This is a genomic window from Nitrospiraceae bacterium, from assembly GCA_035623075.1.
Classification (GTDB): domain Bacteria; phylum Nitrospirota; class Nitrospiria; order Nitrospirales; family Nitrospiraceae; genus DASPUC01.
Map to the genome: position 1 here is coordinate 180,912 of DASPUC010000024.1, position 16,934 is coordinate 197,845.

14 protein-coding genes are annotated in these 16,934 nt (G+C 57.0%); all 14 read right to left on the reverse strand.

What is annotated here, in order from left to right; translation table 11 throughout:
- Positions 1–118: 118 nt before the first annotated feature.
- The 14 genes from VEI50_07490 to VEI50_07555 all read right to left on the reverse strand — a co-directional run bounded on the left by VEI50_07490 (position 119) and on the right by VEI50_07555 (position 16,932).
- Positions 119–1,186 carry a TIM44-like domain-containing protein gene (locus tag VEI50_07490; GenBank protein ID HXX74956.1) on the reverse strand — a complete coding sequence of 356 codons (1,068 nt, stop codon included), beginning with the start codon at positions 1,184–1,186 and terminating at the stop codon, positions 119–121.
- Positions 1,187–1,568: 382 nt separating this feature from the next.
- Complete coding sequence (locus VEI50_07495; protein HXX74957.1) at positions 1,569–2,612, reverse strand: potassium-transporting ATPase subunit C; 1,044 nt, start codon at positions 2,610–2,612, stop codon at positions 1,569–1,571.
- A 7-nt stretch (positions 2,613–2,619) separates the two neighbouring features.
- Positions 2,620–4,785, reverse strand: a complete 2,166-nt coding sequence (gene kdpB / locus VEI50_07500) for a potassium-transporting ATPase subunit KdpB (GenBank protein ID HXX74958.1) — start codon at positions 4,783–4,785, stop codon at positions 2,620–2,622.
- A 21-nt stretch (positions 4,786–4,806) separates the two neighbouring features.
- Positions 4,807–6,636, reverse strand: a complete 1,830-nt coding sequence (kdpA, locus tag VEI50_07505; protein ID HXX74959.1) for a potassium-transporting ATPase subunit KdpA — start codon at positions 6,634–6,636, stop codon at positions 4,807–4,809.
- Positions 6,637–6,874: 238 nt separating this feature from the next.
- A complete protein-coding gene (kdpA, locus tag VEI50_07510; GenBank protein ID HXX74960.1) occupies positions 6,875–8,665 on the reverse strand; it encodes a potassium-transporting ATPase subunit KdpA in 1,791 nt (596 codons plus the stop codon).
- Between the two features lie 200 nt (positions 8,666–8,865).
- Entirely contained in the window at positions 8,866–9,120 is a 255-nt protein-coding gene (locus VEI50_07515) for a hypothetical protein (GenBank protein HXX74961.1), read from the reverse strand.
- A 31-nt stretch (positions 9,121–9,151) separates the two neighbouring features.
- On the reverse strand, positions 9,152–9,727 hold the full coding sequence (gene kdpC, locus VEI50_07520; protein HXX74962.1) for a potassium-transporting ATPase subunit KdpC: 576 nt from the start codon (positions 9,725–9,727) through the stop codon (positions 9,152–9,154).
- Between the two features lie 89 nt (positions 9,728–9,816).
- Positions 9,817–11,940 carry a potassium-transporting ATPase subunit KdpB gene (kdpB, locus tag VEI50_07525; protein HXX74963.1) on the reverse strand — a complete coding sequence of 708 codons (2,124 nt, stop codon included), beginning with the start codon at positions 11,938–11,940 and terminating at the stop codon, positions 9,817–9,819.
- Between the two features lie 34 nt (positions 11,941–11,974).
- Entirely contained in the window at positions 11,975–13,771 is a 1,797-nt protein-coding gene (gene kdpA, locus VEI50_07530; GenBank protein ID HXX74964.1) for a potassium-transporting ATPase subunit KdpA, read from the reverse strand.
- On the reverse strand, positions 13,771–13,860 hold the full coding sequence (kdpF, locus tag VEI50_07535) for a K(+)-transporting ATPase subunit F (GenBank protein HXX74965.1): 90 nt from the start codon (positions 13,858–13,860) through the stop codon (positions 13,771–13,773). Before kdpF ends, kdpA (VEI50_07530) begins: the two co-directional genes overlap by 1 nt.
- Before the next feature lie 173 nt (positions 13,861–14,033).
- Positions 14,034–14,291: a hypothetical protein gene (locus VEI50_07540; protein HXX74966.1), complete on the reverse strand. Its 258-nt coding sequence runs from the start codon at positions 14,289–14,291 to the stop codon at positions 14,034–14,036.
- 157 nt (positions 14,292–14,448) lie between these two features.
- Complete coding sequence (locus VEI50_07545; protein ID HXX74967.1) at positions 14,449–14,778, reverse strand: YnfA family protein; 330 nt, start codon at positions 14,776–14,778, stop codon at positions 14,449–14,451.
- A gap of 144 nt (positions 14,779–14,922) precedes the next feature.
- A complete protein-coding gene (locus tag VEI50_07550) occupies positions 14,923–15,354 on the reverse strand; it encodes a hypothetical protein (protein ID HXX74968.1) in 432 nt (143 codons plus the stop codon).
- Between the two features lie 42 nt (positions 15,355–15,396).
- Positions 15,397–16,932: an outer membrane beta-barrel protein gene (locus VEI50_07555; protein ID HXX74969.1), complete on the reverse strand. Its 1,536-nt coding sequence runs from the start codon at positions 16,930–16,932 to the stop codon at positions 15,397–15,399.
- Positions 16,933–16,934 lie beyond the last annotated feature (2 nt).

Genomic DNA, 16,934 nt, shown 5'->3' on the forward strand with positions numbered 1-16,934 from the left:
AGAATGGGAAAAAGACTGAGAGCGGTTGCTCGGATAAAACAGAGTTCGTAATTGGGACCGGGTGCCTGTGATCATGATGAATGATTACCCCGCTGTACAACCGTGGCCCGTCACAATCTTACTCGCTCTGCTGAATGGCTGATAGGAGCCACTTTCCTTCCCGATGTTTGACGAAAGTCCAGGCTTCAACAAAATCTCTCGATTCCCGGTCCTCATTCTCCCTCTCATAGCCTGGGTCACTTGACGGCTTGGCAAGAGATTGGGCACAGTCCCGTGCCTTCCATTGCAGAAGCACCGTCGCATACAGCCGAGTATCCTCCGCCCACGCTTCACGGATCTCCGCGCCCATCACGACAATGTCTTCGATTCGATTCTCGACTCCCACGCTGATATCCTCGGTGAGCTTTTCACTAAAATATTGAACCATCTCCGGTGTCGCGATCTGGCGCAAACTTTGAATATCCTGTCGACCCCAGGCCCTCTGGATTTGAACTAGGCGGCGGCGGAACTCTTCTTCATCAGTGACCGTCAAGGTGGGCTCTGATGCAGAAGGATGCAATAGCCCTGCAGAAGCCGGAACCCAGGCCGGTGGGTCGCTCCTTGGGACTGGGCCTGCGCTTCCAAACCTGGTAAACGACGGGCGAAGACCTCCATTGCGCCTCCTGTAAAGATAGTAAACGGCTGCCACCGATATAGCCATCACCATGACGAGCAGGCCTGCGAATGGCCCCAAGGAACCCGACGCATTGGGCTCCTCTTGCCGTGAGAGATCCCCCATGCCGTCCTGCTCGGCCGCGGGCGCGGTCGTCGTGCCAAAGAGCATATGGCCAATCCATGATCTGTCCAATCCTGCGGCAAGGCCGGACAGCATGGGGTTCCTCTGCAAGAAAGACGGCTGAACGGCCGGTGACGATGCAGAAATCGGGCGAGCGGTAGGTCCGGCAGCGTTCGTTGTCGCAGTAGCAGATGCAGGTGGTGTAGCAGAGCGCTCAATCGGTTTGAAACCGTATTGGTCGAAGGTTCGAATGCCGCGACTCCCGACACTGCTGGAAGACAAACCGCCGCCCTGTGAAGACGCTCGACCTCCGCGATATCCGCTTCCGGCCTTCACCAAGCTCAAAACCGGGGTTCCGAGGAGCGGCAACACGACACCGAGCGTGATCAGCCGTATCTTGTAGCCCTTCATGGTTCTCTTTTGTATTTCGATCGCTGGCAGCCAATAGGCTTCTTCAGAGAAGGTGGGCAATGGCTACCACCAGCATCACCGCCACCCATGCCATCAGGCAGATGACGTACACGTTGAGTACGATGGCACCATTGTCGCTTGTCACCTCGAGCCCTCACAATCTTGAGAGCCGAGCCTCGACCACAAATGATTACTGTATAGGCTGGCGTGTCAAAAGGGTGTAAAATCGACCGGAGTCAGGCCAGCTTGGGCGATGTGGCGAGGCCCTCCCGCAACGGGAGGATCACGATATAGGGAATAAGGATAGGAGCAATGGTTAAGTGGCCATGAGCAGATGCTCTACGATGGGTCCCAACGCAAGGGCGGCGAAAAATGTCCTCGGTTATGGGCTATGATGTGGTCCATACCGTTTGGAAAGCTCGATGTTGATTTCCAGCACGTTCACGATCTTTCCCCCAGCGAGCCCTCCAAACGGAGCCGAAGCGTTCTCCTGCAGCACCTGCTCGATCTCACTCCGGAGTGCTGCCGGGTCGCGTTCTAAGTTAGCGGCCCACTTGGTGGAGATCCGATCCAATTGGTGTTCGGCATTCTCAAGCGTGATGTGCGGGTCGAGACCCGAACCGGAAGTCGTCACCATGTCACCGGGAATCTCGTAAAGGTCCTCGTCAGGATGATCCTGCCTCCACATGTCGAAAAATATCGACTGAATCTCGGAGCCTTCCTTAATGGGTTTGACCTTCCTGTGGCTTTGAGGACTTAAGCCCGTGCCCACGGCGGCGGATGGGAACCTCCCTGGATTGTTCCGGGAAAAGTCTTCAAAGAACAGCATTGCCAGGTCCTCAGCCGTTGGCTGTGAGCTCCCCGGATTCATCTCGATCCACTCGGCTGCTACGCCTGGGTGCGTTCTTGCCCAATCCTGAACATACGCGCTGTGGCTCGGGTCGGCCGTAACCCAGGCCTTGGCCAGACCTTTGTGAAGAGTCGCCCATTGGGCAACGATGTGCGGGCGGCCCTGGTGGCGATCGTTCTGAAACCACGCTTCAACATCCGGCCCCACGAATTGTCCGGCCTTCGATCCACTTCGGTATTTCACGAATGGGCCCAATGCGCGTGCCACCCGATCCCGAAGCAAATAATTCGACGCAGCCAAGGTTGAAGACGCCGAGGCTGACGCGTCATAGGCCGCTGCCGAAGGGCGTGGATGGAAATATTCGTCCTTTGTGAAGGGTTGTGCAATCAAGCGTGAGCCCACTATGGCGCCATCGGGTCCTCGCAGCAGGCTGCCGTTCGCCTGGAAGGGAAGCAGGGTCTGACCGATTAGCCAAAGCAGCAGCGGATAGATCCCGCAGCAAATAACGACGCTGACTGACAGCAATACGATGCTCTTCGAAAGATAGCCCGATGCGTTCATGCCGTCGTTTCCCATGGAAAAGTCATTGGACCAAATGCAAGCCGACCATGATGAGATCGATCATCTTGATGCCAATAAAGGGGACGATCACGCCTCCCAATCCCCAAATCAGCAAGTTCCTGCGCAACAGGACATCAGCACCAAGCGCTCGGTAACGGACGCCCTTGAGCGCAACCGGGATGAGCGCAGGGATGATGAGCGCATTGAAGATCACCGCAGACAGAATGGCTGAGGTCGGTGAATGCAGATGCATGATGTCGATCGCCCCCAGCCACGGTAATGTGCCAGCGAACAATGCGGGGATAATCGCAAAGTACTTGGCCACATCATTGGCGATCGAGAAGGTCGTCAGGGCGCCTCGTGTCATCAGGAGCTGCTTCCCGATTTCGATGACCTCGATCAACTTGGTGGGATCGCTGTCCAGATCGACCATGTTCGCCGCTTCCTTCGCCGCCTCCGTGCCGGCGTTCATGGCCAGCCCCACGTCTGCCTGAGCCAGGGCAGGAGCGTCATTGGTGCCGTCACCCATCATGGCTACCAGTTTCCCTCCAGCCTGCTCCCTCCGGATATACGCAAGCTTGTCCTCTGGCGTGGCGTGGGCAAGGAAGTCATCCACGCCCGCTAGTTTGGCAATGGCCGCAGCCGTGAGAGGATTGTCTCCGGTAATCATGACAGTCCGGAGCCCCATATTTCTGAGTCGCTCGAAGCGCTCATGCATGTGGGGTTTTAGAATATCCTCCAGTGGGATCACCCCTATGACGTGAGCCGTATCGGCGACGACCAGAGGAGTTGAGCCTTTGGAGGCGACGCTATTGACCAAGGCGCTGAGCTCACCCGGCACGCTGCCATGATGCTTCTCGACAAATTTGATGATCGCATCCGGGGCTCCTTTTCGTATGCGCCGGCCATCCGGAAGATCTATCCCGCTCATGCGCGTTTGCGCGGTGAACGCCACGAACCGCGCGTCCAGTGGCACGTTGAGCGCCGTGCGACTTTGCCTCTCGAACAAGTTCACGATGCTTTTCCCCTCAGGCGTCTCGTCAGCGGCGGATGCCAGGGCAGCTAGCTGTCCCACGTCGGCAGCCGCATACCGTTCGACCGGCAGGAATGCGGTGGCATTCCGGTTGCCTATCGTGACCGTGCCAGTCTTATCCAACAACACGACGTCGATGTCACCAGCCAACTCCACCGCATTGCCGCTTTTGGCGATCACGTTGGCCTGGAGGGCGCGATCCATGCCGGCGATTCCGATGGCGGCAAGCAAAGCGCCGATGGTCGTTGGAATCAGGCAGACGAGGAGCGCAACGAGGGTCGGAATATCGGTCCCGAGGCTCTGCAAGGGCTCTTGCACACCCAGGTAGCCCATCATGTATTGCTCCGCATTTCGGGCCATAGGCCACAACGGAACGATGACGATGAAGAATGCCAGGGTAAATGCCGAGAGCACCAATGTCAGAGCGATCTCATTGGGAGTCCGCTGGCGGATGGCGCCTTCGACCATGGCGATCATCCGATCGAGAAAGGATTCACCGGCACCGGTGGTGATTTGAACGACGATGCGATCGGAAAGCACGAAAGTGCCCCCGGTCACGCCGCTTCGGTCACTGGCCGCAGCGCGAATGACCGGCGATGATTCGCCGGTAATCGCGGATTCGTCCACGGACGCTACCCCTTCGACGATTTCACCATCGCCGGGAATGGTCTGTCCTGTGCGCACCACGACACGATCGCCCGGTTTCAAAACCGCCGAGGATACTTCCTCGACGCCATCGTTCTCGGTCAAGCGATAGGCTACCGTCTCATGGCGGGCCCGTCTGAGGGAATCGGCTTGCGCTTTCCCACGAGCCTCAGCCAGGGCAGTCGCAAAATTTGCAAACAACACGGTCAAGAATAGCCATGCGTCAAGGGCGACAAAATACGTGATTGGTACTCGGCTTGTTGAGCGTCCCAGGGCTGCCTCGCCGACGTACAAGAGCGTCAAGAACGCGCCGATCTCCACCACGAACATCACAGGATTTTTCCATTGGATGTCCGGTCGCAACATGACGAACGCCCGCTTCAGCGCTTCCGTCGTCGTGTCCTTCTCCAGCAGCCGTTGAGGTTTCTTGCGGCGAAGATACTGTGGTTGTGGCAGAGGCTCAAATGGTGTCTGTACACCTTCTGCGAAATCAGATTCTTTATTCAGCATGAGCGATGCTCAAGGGTTCGGTCATCCACCGAACGGGATGGGGCCCAGGTGCTCCGCCACCGGTCCAAGGGCGGCGACCGGTAGAAAGAGAAGGGCCCCGATGATGAGAACCGTCCCGAGCAAGAGAATGCCAAAAGTGGTGCCGTCATCGCGCAGGGTTCCTAAGCCATATGGGCTCGCCTTCTTCGCCCCAAGCGACGCCGCCATCGCAATGGGGGCGATAATGGGAAGATAGCGGGCGAAGAGTATGACCATGCCCCCAGCAACGTCCCACTGCACGACAGTTGGCGCTGGATTCGGATTATCGTTGAAACCGTAAGTTACTCCCAGCCCGTTGAATGCCGAGCCGTTATTGGCGGAGGATGAAGAGAATTGATAAACAATCTGGGAGAGGCCGTGCGGGCCGGGATTACTGACAGCCTTCTGCCCCCAATCCGTGGCGGCAAAGAGGCCGCTCGGTCCGAGAATCAAGAGCGGATGAATCAGGAGGGCGATCATGGCGAGCTTGATCTCACGGGCCTCGATTTTCTTGCCCAAATACTCGGGCGTCCGTCCCACCATCATGCCGGCAACGAAGATTCCGATTACCACGTAGAGCAACATGTTGATCATCCCGACACCCTTGCCGCCGAAGAGACTGTTCAGCCACATTCCAATCATGGGCGATAGGCCGGCGATCGGGTTCAGGCTGTCCGCTTCGGCGTTCACGGCCCCACACGTCACGTCAGTCGTCACTGCTGCGTAGGTCGCGCCTGCCGAGATGCCGAATCGGAGTTCTTTGCCCTCGAGATTGCCTAGATGCTGATCCACCGGCAAGCCAGCGACCGGCGGCAAAGTCAGCACCCGTTTTCCGCCTGGTGCTGTTGCGCTGGGAATCTCGTAGGATCGTGCCACGGGATGGCGTGTCAACCCCGGATTAGGGTTCAGCGTGTCAAAGTATACCGACCACACGATGGTGCCGGCCATCATGGCCAACATCACCGAAAAGATGACGAGGCTGTGCCGTAGGCGACCGAGCATCCGGCCATACATCAGGACGAGCGCGTATGGGCCGATCATCATGGACAGCGTGTTCAAAAAGTTCGCCAATGCCGTGGGGTTTTCATAAGGGTGTGTGGAGTTCATCCCGTAAAAGCCGCCCCCGTTGGTGCCGAGCATCTTGATGGACTCAAAGGCCGCTACCGGCCCAACCACAATGGTCTGTTGCCTGGCTTCGCCCGTGTCCGTGTTTCCCAGAGCCCCGGGTTCGAGTGTCGGCACGTGATAAGAGCTCTGAAGGGTCATGGGGCTGCCTTGGTGCAGAAAAACGAGGGCTACCACAATGGCGCCCGGCATGAACACGTAGACCAAGACCCGCCACACGTCGACGAAGAAGTTGCCAACCGACGGGTCGCCGCGCAAGGCCCGGATGATCGCCGCGAGTGCGCTCATTCCGATTGCCGCCGACATGAATAGATTGGCGATGACAAAGACAATCTGACTGAAGTTCGACAAATGCACTTCCCCCGCGTAGTGTTGGAGGTCAGTGTTCGTCATGAATGAGAGGACGCTATGAAAGATGGTGCTCGGGGCCAGCATCCCCTTGCCGTCCGGATTCAAAGGCATCCACGGCTGGAGAGCGAGAATGACGAAGCCAAACGCAAAGAGCACCGTGTTGAAGATCAACAGGGAAGCTGTGTATTGCTTCCAGTTTTGTGGTCCGGTTGTGAGACGGTCCTCGAACCAGCGAAAGATTGGCCATGGCCGGTATTTCGCGTCTATGATCCACGCGAAATAGCGACTTAACGGGAACGCGATGAGGGTCGCCGTGGCAAGAAGCGAGAAGGGAAGCAACCAGGTTTGAGCGAACATTTTCGTCGCTCCTTTGACGTGCTCGGTTTCCTAGCCGCTCTTACTCAAAACCATTCCGGCCGTATGAGGGACACAACAAGGTAGATGAATAAGAATGCCGCGAGTGCTCCTGTCAGATAGATCATGATCGACATTGCCCCGCTGTTTTAAATTTTCTCGCACGCTTCCATAAACAGGTAACAGAGCCCCATGAGCACAATACCGAGAAAGAACATCGCTGGGAGCCACAATACAAGGTTCATTGTGGGGAGCCGAAGTTCAAGAGATGCTCGGCAACGGGGCCCAAGGCCAGCGCGGGTAGGAAGGTCATTCCCCCTATGCTCAGCGTCACGACCATGAGCCAAATAGCGAACATCGGAGTGTGCGTCGGCAGCGCGCCTGCACTGACATAGATGGTGGGCTTTCTGGCCAACGAACCTGCAAGCGCCAAGGTCGGAATGGCAATCCAGAAACGCCCCATCAACATCACCAACGCGCCGCCGACGTTATAGAAGAGGTTATTCGCGTTCAACCCAGCAAAGGTACTGCCATTGTTGTTCGCCATGGAGGTATACCCATAGAGGATTTCGCTGAACCCATGGGGACCAGGATTAAGAATCGCGCCTCTCCCGACATCCGTCATCGACGCGAGCGCAGTCGCGGCTAACGTCACGATTGGCATGACCAAGATGGCGATCGAGGCCATCTTTATATCATAGGGCTCTAATTTCTTCCCCAAATATTCCGGCGTGCGGCCGATCATCAGACCGGAAATAAACACGGCAATGAGGACGAGTATCACCATGCCGCTGAGTCCCGAGCCAATGCCTCCGAGAATCACTTCTCCGAGTTGCATCATCACGAGCGTGACAAGGCCCCCGATCGGGGTGAGAGAGTCCTGCATGCCATTCGGCGCCCCCGTGGACGTCGCAGTCGTCGCCGTTGCCACCAAGGCAGTTCGGGCGATCCCAAACCGGACTTCCTTGCCTTCCATATTCCCGCCTGTCTGCTGGTCCGTCATAGCCACGTCCACTCCCAGTTCGGAGATGTGTGGATTGCCGGCCGCTTCCGACTGGTGCACGATTCCCACGCCTAAGGCCAGGACAACGAGCATAACCGACAGGATCGCCCATCCCTGACGCGTGTCACCGACCATCTTCCCGTATGTATAGGTCAACCCGGCAGCCAGGACCGTTTGCACCAGCAGCAGCAGGAAGTCACTCAGTGGGGTCGGGCTTTCGAAGGGATGGGCCGAGTTCGCGTTGAAGAAGCCTCCTCCGGACGTTCCCAGATCACGCGCGATCACTTGCGACGCAGCTGGGCCAACCGCGACCACCTGCTCGGTCCCCTCAACACGGTCGTTCACATTCGATTGACCGCCGGGGCCCGTGACCGGATGCGCATCAATCGTGGATTGCAACCATGGGGTGGCCACGGAACCTTCGAGCGACTGAACGGCACCCTGAGAGACAAGCACGAGCGAAGACACAACCGCCAGTGGCAGCAGGATGTAGAGAATAGTACGGACCAGATCCACCCAAAAATTTCCCACCGTGCGGATGCCCCGACGGGCGAGCCCGCGAATCAGTGCCATCAGGACGGCCATGCTGGTCGCTGCCGCCATAAAATTCTGTGCCGTCAATCCGGCCATCTGGGTGAAATGACTCATCGTGGACTCACCGCCGTAGGCCTGCCAATTTGTATTGGTGACGTAACTGGCTGCCGTGTTGAAGGCGAGATCGGAGCGGAGTGGACCAAAGTGTTGCGGATTGAGCGGCAAGCTCTGTTGACACCGCTGTAAGACATAGAGCAACACCATGCCAAACGCGCTAAAGAGGATAAGGGAGGTTGCATACCTTTTCCATTCCATTTCCTCCTCGCTACGCAGACCACACAACCGATAGATTCCACGTTCGAAGGGGCCCAACAAGGCGGAGAGCCCTGGCGGGCGTCCCTCATACACCCGAGCCATATACACACCCAGTGGTTTTGTGAGCAGGAGAAGGAAGGCGAAGAACAGTGCGATTTGAAGGAGGGCGTTCAATGTCATGTCGGCCTGAAGTTGATGTTCACAGCTTACTGGAGGGACTTTGCATCGGACGATGCACCTTTTCGTCCGGCGGCTTCCATTGCCACAGTGCCCAAATGGTGAAAGCGATGGCCCAAAGAGTGCCTAGAAACACGAGGGATAGGAACCACATGTCAACACCATTTCATAGACAATGAAAACGGCAGCTCGATACTGAAGATCTATGCGTGAATACCTCTATACCACCCTCCGAACAAACCAGCGACGAACACGAGGACACCCAAGATCAAGAGAAAGGGTTGCGTCGCCGGAAGGGCCGGGTCGGAAGGAAGAGGCCACTCAACCATCAGCGAGAGAGCAATCAGCGCCGCTCCAACTCCCTGCAGCAATTTCCATCGGAGAGACAATCGGCGCGAGATCGCGGCGATTTGCTCGTCGGATGATTCAGGTTTCCGTTCCTTCTCTGACAAGATCATACCTCCGGGAGAACTCTTGGCCGGAACGGACTCATGGCTTCAAGGCGTCGAGCGCGAGATTCAGCTGCAGGACGTTGACGCGTCGCTCTCCCAGTAATCCGAACTGGCGCCCTTCCGTGTGCTGAGCAACCAGCCTCAGCACGCTATCATCATTCAGGCCTCGAGCGCGGGCGACCCGCTTCAGTTGATACAGGGCAGCAGCCGGGCTGATGTGGGGATCGAGTCCGCTTCCGGAGGCCGTGATCAAGTCAACTGGGATGGGCAACTCGTTGCCCGGATCCGCGGCTCGTAAGGCAGCCACCCGCACTTTCACTGCCTCGATGAGTGCCGGGTTCGTAGGTCCGAGATTCGATCCGCCCGACGCGGCGGCGTTATAAGGAAACGGCGAGGTCGCAGATGGACGGCTCCAAAAATATTCCGGCCTATCAAAATACTGTCCGATCAATTTCGACCCGATCACTTTGCCATTCTGAACGATCAAGCTTCCGTTCGCATGGTCGGGAAAGAACAATTGCGCCATCCCGGTGACTGCTAGCGGATAGACCAATCCCGTAAGAACGGTCAGGATCAGGAGCAGCGTCAGCGCGGGTCTTATCTGGTCTTTCATATGTCTCTCCTATGACGACCCAAGGATGAACAAAAAGGCCGATTGGCAAGGCCGCAAGCGACGCCAGCGGCCTTTTTCATCATCCTGCCTCAGACTAAATGCAACGCGACCAAGATCATATCGATCAGCTTGATGGCGATAAACGGCACGACGACACCGCCCAACCCGTAGATCACCAAATGACGCCGTAATAATGGTCCGGCGCCGATGGGACGATACTTGATTCCTCTCAAGGCCAGCGGAATGAGCGCGATAATGATCAACGCGTTGAAAATGACTGCGGAGAGGACCGCGCTCTGCGGGGTCGCCAACCGCATCACGTTGAGCGCATTCAAAGCCGGATAGGTCGTAGCGAAGGCCGCCGGAATGATGGCAAAGTACTTCGCCACATCGTTGGCGATGCTGAACGTGGTCAAGGCTCCGCGGGTCATGAGCAACTGCTTGCCGATTTCTACGATCTCGATAAGCTTCGTCGGGTTGGAATCCAGATCAACCAGATTGCCGGCTTCTTTCGCAGCTTGCGTTCCGGTGTTCATTGCCACAGCGACATCGGCCTGAGCCAGCGCTGGCGCATCGTTTGTCCCGTCGCCCGTCATCGCGACAAGCCTGCCTCCGGCCTGCATGTCCCGTATCAGCTTGAGCTTGGCTTCAGGCGTGGCCTGGGCCAGGAAATCGTCCACGCCGGCCTCCGCGGCCACCGCGGCAGCGGTCTGTGGATTGTCGCCGGTAATCATCACGGTCTTGATGCCCATGCGCCGCAGCTCTCCGAATCGTTCCTTGATCCCCCCTTTCACAATATCTTTGAGTGCGATGACGCCCAGCACATTCGGTCCCTCCGCCACAACGAGCGGTGTTCCGCCCTGGGTGCAGATGGCGTCCACGCTCGACTGGACAGCGACAGAGAATTTTCCCTCTCTCGCTGTGACATAGGACTCGATGGCATCGGCTGATCCCTTCCTGATTTCCCGGCCGGTCAGGTTAACGCCGCTCATGCGGGTCTGAGCCGTAAAGGGAATGAATGTGGCGCCTAACTCGTGAATCTCTCGCGCACGTAGTCCATACTTTTCCTTTGCCAGAACGACGATGCTTCGGCCCTCCGGCGTCTCATCCGCCAAGGATGACAGTTGGCACGCATCGGCTAAGGCTGCGTCGCTGACTCCCTCGGCCGGAATAAAAGTCGTAGCCTGCCGGTTACCTAACGTGATGGTGCCAGTCTTGTCGAGCAGCAGGACGTCCACATCGCCCGCCGCTTCGACCGCCTTTCCCGACACAGCAATGACGTTGGCTTGCACCATACGATCCATGCCAGCAATCCCGATCGCCGACAACAGCGCTCCGATCGTCGTCGGTATGAGACAGACCAATAAGGCGACCAAGACGGTGACTGTGACAGGGGAACCCTTGCCGGCAGCCGCCACGCTGTACAGGGAATACGGCAACAACGTGACAGTAGCGAGCAAGAAGATGATGGTCAGAGCCGCGAGCAGAATCGTGAGCGCGATTTCATTCGGTGTCTTCTGTCGCTTGGCTCCTTCCACCATGGCGATCATCCGGTCAAGAAAGCTTTCCCCCGGGCTGGCGGTCACGCGAATAACGAGCCAGTCCGACAGGACTTTCGTCCCCCCCGTCACCGCGCTCCGATCACCGCCGCTTTCCCGGATCACCGGCGCGCTCTCGCCGGTGATCGCGCTCTCATTCACAGAGGCCACACCCTCGATCACCTCACCGTCGGCTGGAATGAAATCTCCGGCCTCGACGAGGACAACATCTCCTTTTTTGAGCTGATTCGCGGATACCAGGCTGAAGGTGTTGTGCCGCTGAAACATCCCGCTCGTCACGACCACATAATCTGTCCCTGGCTCCACACCCCCGAGCTTCTTTGCCGTGAGTTCCTGCCGCGCTCGCCGGAGCGAGTCCGCCTGCGCCTTGCCACGCCCCTCCGCCATGGCTTCGGCAAAGTTGGCAAAGAGCACAGTGAACCACAGCCACAGGGTAATGGAGAGTATGAAGCCGGCCGGCGCTTCTCCGGTCCCCACCAACGCCTGCACAAACAGGAGAGAGGTCACGATACTACCGACCCACACGATGAACATCACCGGATTCTTGATCTGGTGACGTGGGCCCAGTTTCCGACAGGCATCGGAGATCGCGTGTCGGATTATGGTCGGATCGAAAAGAGAGTAAGTCTTGTGGGTTCTCACTTGTGTCATCATAAAACCTAGGCTCCGCGACTTTCGACTTGTCCCATCACATCAGCAAGTGCTCGATGATTGGCCCGAGGGCCAGAGCCGGCAGAAATGTGAGGGCACCGACCATAATGACCACACCGATCAAGAGCGCGACAAACAGCGGGTTGTGAGTCGCCAGTGTGCCGGGGCCAGCCGGCACCACCTTCTTGCGCGCCAGCGACCCGGCCAGGGCCAGGGTCGGAATAGCCAACCAAAACCGGGACATCAACATCGCAACGCCTCCCGTAAGGTTATAGAAAGGAGTATTGACGTTGAGCCCAGCGAATGCGCTCCCGTTGTTATTGCCTTGGGAGGTATAGGCATAGAGAACTTCGCTGAACCCGTGCGGACCGGGATTCAAGATGGATGACCTGCCTGCCTCGATGCTGACCGCGAGAGCCGTGAAGCTCAGAACGACGATGGGCATGATGAGGATGAGCAACGAGGCCATCTTCATTTCGTAGGGCTCGATTTTCTTTCCGAGATATTCGGGCGTTCTCCCGACCATCAGTCCCGCAATAAACACGGCGATGATGGCAAAGACGATCATGCCATAGAGCCCTGAGCCGACTCCGCCAAAGACAACTTCGCCAAACTGCATCAGGAACAGCGGCACAAGTCCGCCCAGAGGGGTATAGGAATCGTGCATCGAGTTCACCGACCCATTGGACGCGGCAGTCGTAACCGCGGACCACAAGACCGAATGGACAATGCCGAAACGCAGTTCTTTCCCTTCCATGTTGCCACCGGTTTGACCGGCTCCGACCTGCTGATTTGCGCCGACGCCGGTCAGCAACGGGTTGCCGCTTTGTTCAGCCCAGAGCCCGATTGGAACGAAACAGAGCAGGAGGATGGTCATGGCGGCGAGAATAGCCCAGCCCTGGCGGGTATCTCCGACCATCACGCCAAAGGTGTAGCACAGGGCGGCGGGAATCAAGACGATGGCCAAGACCTCAAGAAAATTAGAGAACGGCGTCGCATTCTCGAACGGATGGGCGGAGTTCACGTTGAAGAAGCCGCCGCCGTTGGTCCCCAGTTGTTTGATTGCAATTTGCGACGCGGCTGGTCCGACCGCAAGGATCTGCTCCGTTGACGTTGCGGATTCCGTCTTCGCTTTCCCCTGGTCATCCAAAACCGGTTGCCCGTTCGCGTCCGTGACCGGTTTATCGTAACTGACGGGTTGTGTCATAGCGGCGCTTTGATACGCGCCGAATGTCTGCACCACGCCCTGCGACACGAGGGCCACCGCCAACACGAGCGAGAGTGGCAATAAAATATATATCGTGCTTCTGGTGAGATCGACCCAAAAGTTTCCGATGGTCTGCGCGCTTCGTCGTGCCAAGCCCCTGATCAAAGCTACAAGGACGGCCATTCCCGTCGCAGCTGAGACAAAGTTCTGCACCGTGAGTCCCAACATCTGGGTCAGATAGCTGAGCGTCGTCTCACCACCATAGGCCTGCCAGTTGGTGTTGGTCGCGAAACTTACGGCTGTGTTGAAGGCCAAGTCGGAGCCGACGCCGCCGAGTCCCTGCGTGTTGAGCGGAAGCCACCCTTGGACGCGCTGCAGACCATAGAGCACCAACAGACCTGCTGCGTTAAACAACAACATAACGAGCCCATAGCTCCTCCAGTCCATTTCATCCGTGCGTTGGACGCCGCACAAGCGATAGATACCTCGTTCGACAAAACCCAGCACTCGATCCAGCCTACAGGGTTGCCCCTCATAGACTCTGGCCATGTACCAGCCGAGCGGCTTGACCAGCGCCAGCAAGACCACAAAATAGAACCCGGTCTGGAAGAAGCCGTTCATGGACATCAGAACCACTCCGCTTTCAGCAACGCAATCATGAGATAGACCAACAGACCTATCGACAGAATGCCGCCGAGCACGTACATCGCATTCATAGCCGTACTCCCTTAGAGTCGATCTAGCGCGGAGATAAGCCAACCAGAGAGGATGAAAAAGCCCACTGCGAGCAAAATGAAGACAACGTCCATAGTCACTCCTATCCGAGCAGACTAGATTACCAAAAGAGGGTGTAAAAAGTGTGTCAAAATCTGAGCGGGTTTCAGGTTCCTTACGCCGCTCGCCTCGGCTTGTCAGTCCCTTGGCCGATAAGTCGACGAGCGTCGTAGCGAGCCTTTAATCGTAGAAGTGCTCGACGGAGTTCTTCCTTGGTTTTGGGATGATTAACCTCGTGACCGCGCTGCAGCCGTTGATTGACGATGCGCGATGTATCCACTCGTGACAGGTCAACACTTCGCCATTCCCTTACGGTCCCTACGATTTTTGTGAACCTTGGGAAGATCTTGCCTTTGAAGGTCACCGCTGTCATGCCAACTCTCCTTGCATCTCTTCACCATCATATTCGTCGGCGAATCAAAATGCTGTTAAGATGCGTAGGCATGAGATAAGAACTCTGTTAAGACGGACACGGACGAGTAAGGGAAGAAGCAGGGATCCGTTTGATTATCTGAGCTTGATCGAACGATCTAGCGCGGCCAGTACATAATCACAGCAACCCCGAGCAGACAAATACCGCCGCCGAGAAAATCATAGCGGTCAGGCCGTATCGCATCAATACCCCACCCCCACGCAATCGACAGGACGACAAACCAGCCCCCGTATGCGGCGTACACGCGACCAAAGTGAGCCGGTTGATAAGTCGGAACAATACCGTATAACACCAGGATCATAGCTCCGATTGCGCCTATCAGCCATGGAGACCCGTTCCGCCACCATTGCCAAACGAGATAGCCGCCGCCGATTTCACAGAGACCTGCAACAAAAAACAGTGCAATCGAATGATAGATCGCGAGCATGGAGCCTCCGTATAGCCCTCAATGAGCCAAATGCAACTAGTCCTTGCCGTCCAGGTTCGTGCCACTTTTTCCTCCGGCGCTGGCAACGCATTAGCGATCGCTCCCTCTCCCTAGCTACTAACGTCCCGGGTTTGCCACGATACGTTACGACGCCTTTGGTAAGAGATACTCCTCTTCGAACCGATGACGCTCGCCGGAAAATCCCCACTCGAGCGCGAGCGCTTCTGCTCTCTCCTCCTGAGTTGTCGTTGAACTCACTTTGCATCGCCAGGATTGACCGGGTTCAGAAAGCACGCGGGTAAGCTCTCGTGCGAGGATCCAGCGCACGGCTTCGTCCGAAAGCGTGTCGAGGCAAGATGTGTAGAACGTTACAATCCACGCTTCGTCCGACTTGAACTGCAGCCGGGCAGCACAAGCGACGGCAGGCCGTCCCTGCGCGAGATCCAAAGTCTCTCGTGATTCTTCAAGCCGCACTACTCGGTTCGCATGCCAACCGGAAGGCAACCGGCGCAAGACTTCGTATGCCAGACGCTGATATCGTGTCGATAGCACCATGGAGATGTTGTTGTCATTCATGGAAGCCTCCTTGGGTTCGTGTAGCACTAACTGTTCCTCACTTTAGAACCGCAACGTCATGTCGGCACCGGCCATAAGCATGTCCCTTTCTTTTCCCAGATCGAAAGCCGGACCTGACCAATTCCGGTAATAGCCGATCTCTGGCCGGATCGTCACTATGTCGTTGAACTGGTGGCTCCACCCTAGCGTATTGCTGGAATAGTTACCGGCGAAGCCTGAACGAAATCCGGTTTCGTCCCGCCACCATTCGTTCCGGACAGTAATGTAATCCCGCTGAGTGATGCCAAACAGCGTGTAATTGACGAGGCCATACGCATGGGATGTTCCGGGAATGATGGGTCCTCGGCCCCCGCCGCCGCCGAACGGTTGGGCCGGTCCGATGCTCGGCGAGCCACCTACCGGCGCATCCACCTCCCACATGTAATAGCCTTCCAGCTTGGTATGGATCTCTCGCGTGAACCGGTGCTGCCATGTCCCGACGAGGTAATTAAAATTCGTATGACCATCGGGCTGACCGTCCACTTCAAAATTCCGGAACTTGGCATTGTTGATCGAATTCAACACGAGATAGACCGAATCGTTGTTGTCTAGGGCCACCCACCGGACACCCGCCATGCCCGTCGGTGTCGCGCCTTTGTACCAGGGCGCCATGTCGGTGCCGGAATGGACGCCGCCCTGAACGGACCATTGCTGGTTCAGCATTACAGTCGCCATGACGCCGGTCTGCGTGTATGTGTCATACGTGAACAAAATCGAGTGTGTCCCCAAGTAATTGTCCGGCGCGAACTGCGTTTCGATGTCGGGTGTCGCGACCCAACGGCCAACGCGCAGCACCAACCCCTGGACTACACCCGGAACATAGGTATCCACGTAGAGTTCGGTGGGATCGAACCCATAGCGAAAATTGTGTTTGTCGTATTGGTTGTAAAACCACCCTCCTGCCGTCATATATCTATAATCAATTCCGTACAGGCCTGTGGCACGAAATCCAAAGTCGACATGATCGGTCTGCACCGTGTCGACTTCCCGCTCCACTCGGAAGACGGCCTGGTTCAGGACAATGGAGTTCGGAACAATCCAATAGGACGTCGGCATGTTCGAATTCTTATTCGTGCTCCAGTTATAGGAACCGTTGACCCATCCGTAGGTCCTGATGCGGTTGTCCGTCAGCAAATTCCCGAACTGCCCGCCTTTGAGCGCCTTCTCCAACGGATACTCTTTCGTACTCAAAGGAATCCCTAGTACGGGCACTCCTTGATATTCGGACATCGGAAAGGGCGGCGCATCCCAAGGGGAAGGCAAGGCTCGCCTGGCCGGTTCGGGTGCTGGTTCGCCTGTCGAAGGAGGCGGATTGAATTCATCGATATATGCATTCAGCAGTCTTCTGACAAACCATGGGCGTTCCTCGTTTGATCGGCTATCCTCCGGCCGATTGATTGTGCCCTGAGTGCTGGCTTCTGTGGACTCGCGCGCCTGGAAGTCTGGGCCGACCGCCGGCTCCGCCCAAGCGATGGCGGAAAAACCCCACAGCACAACCGTGACACACACATTTCCGGCAAATCGTTTCCTGATGCCCATTC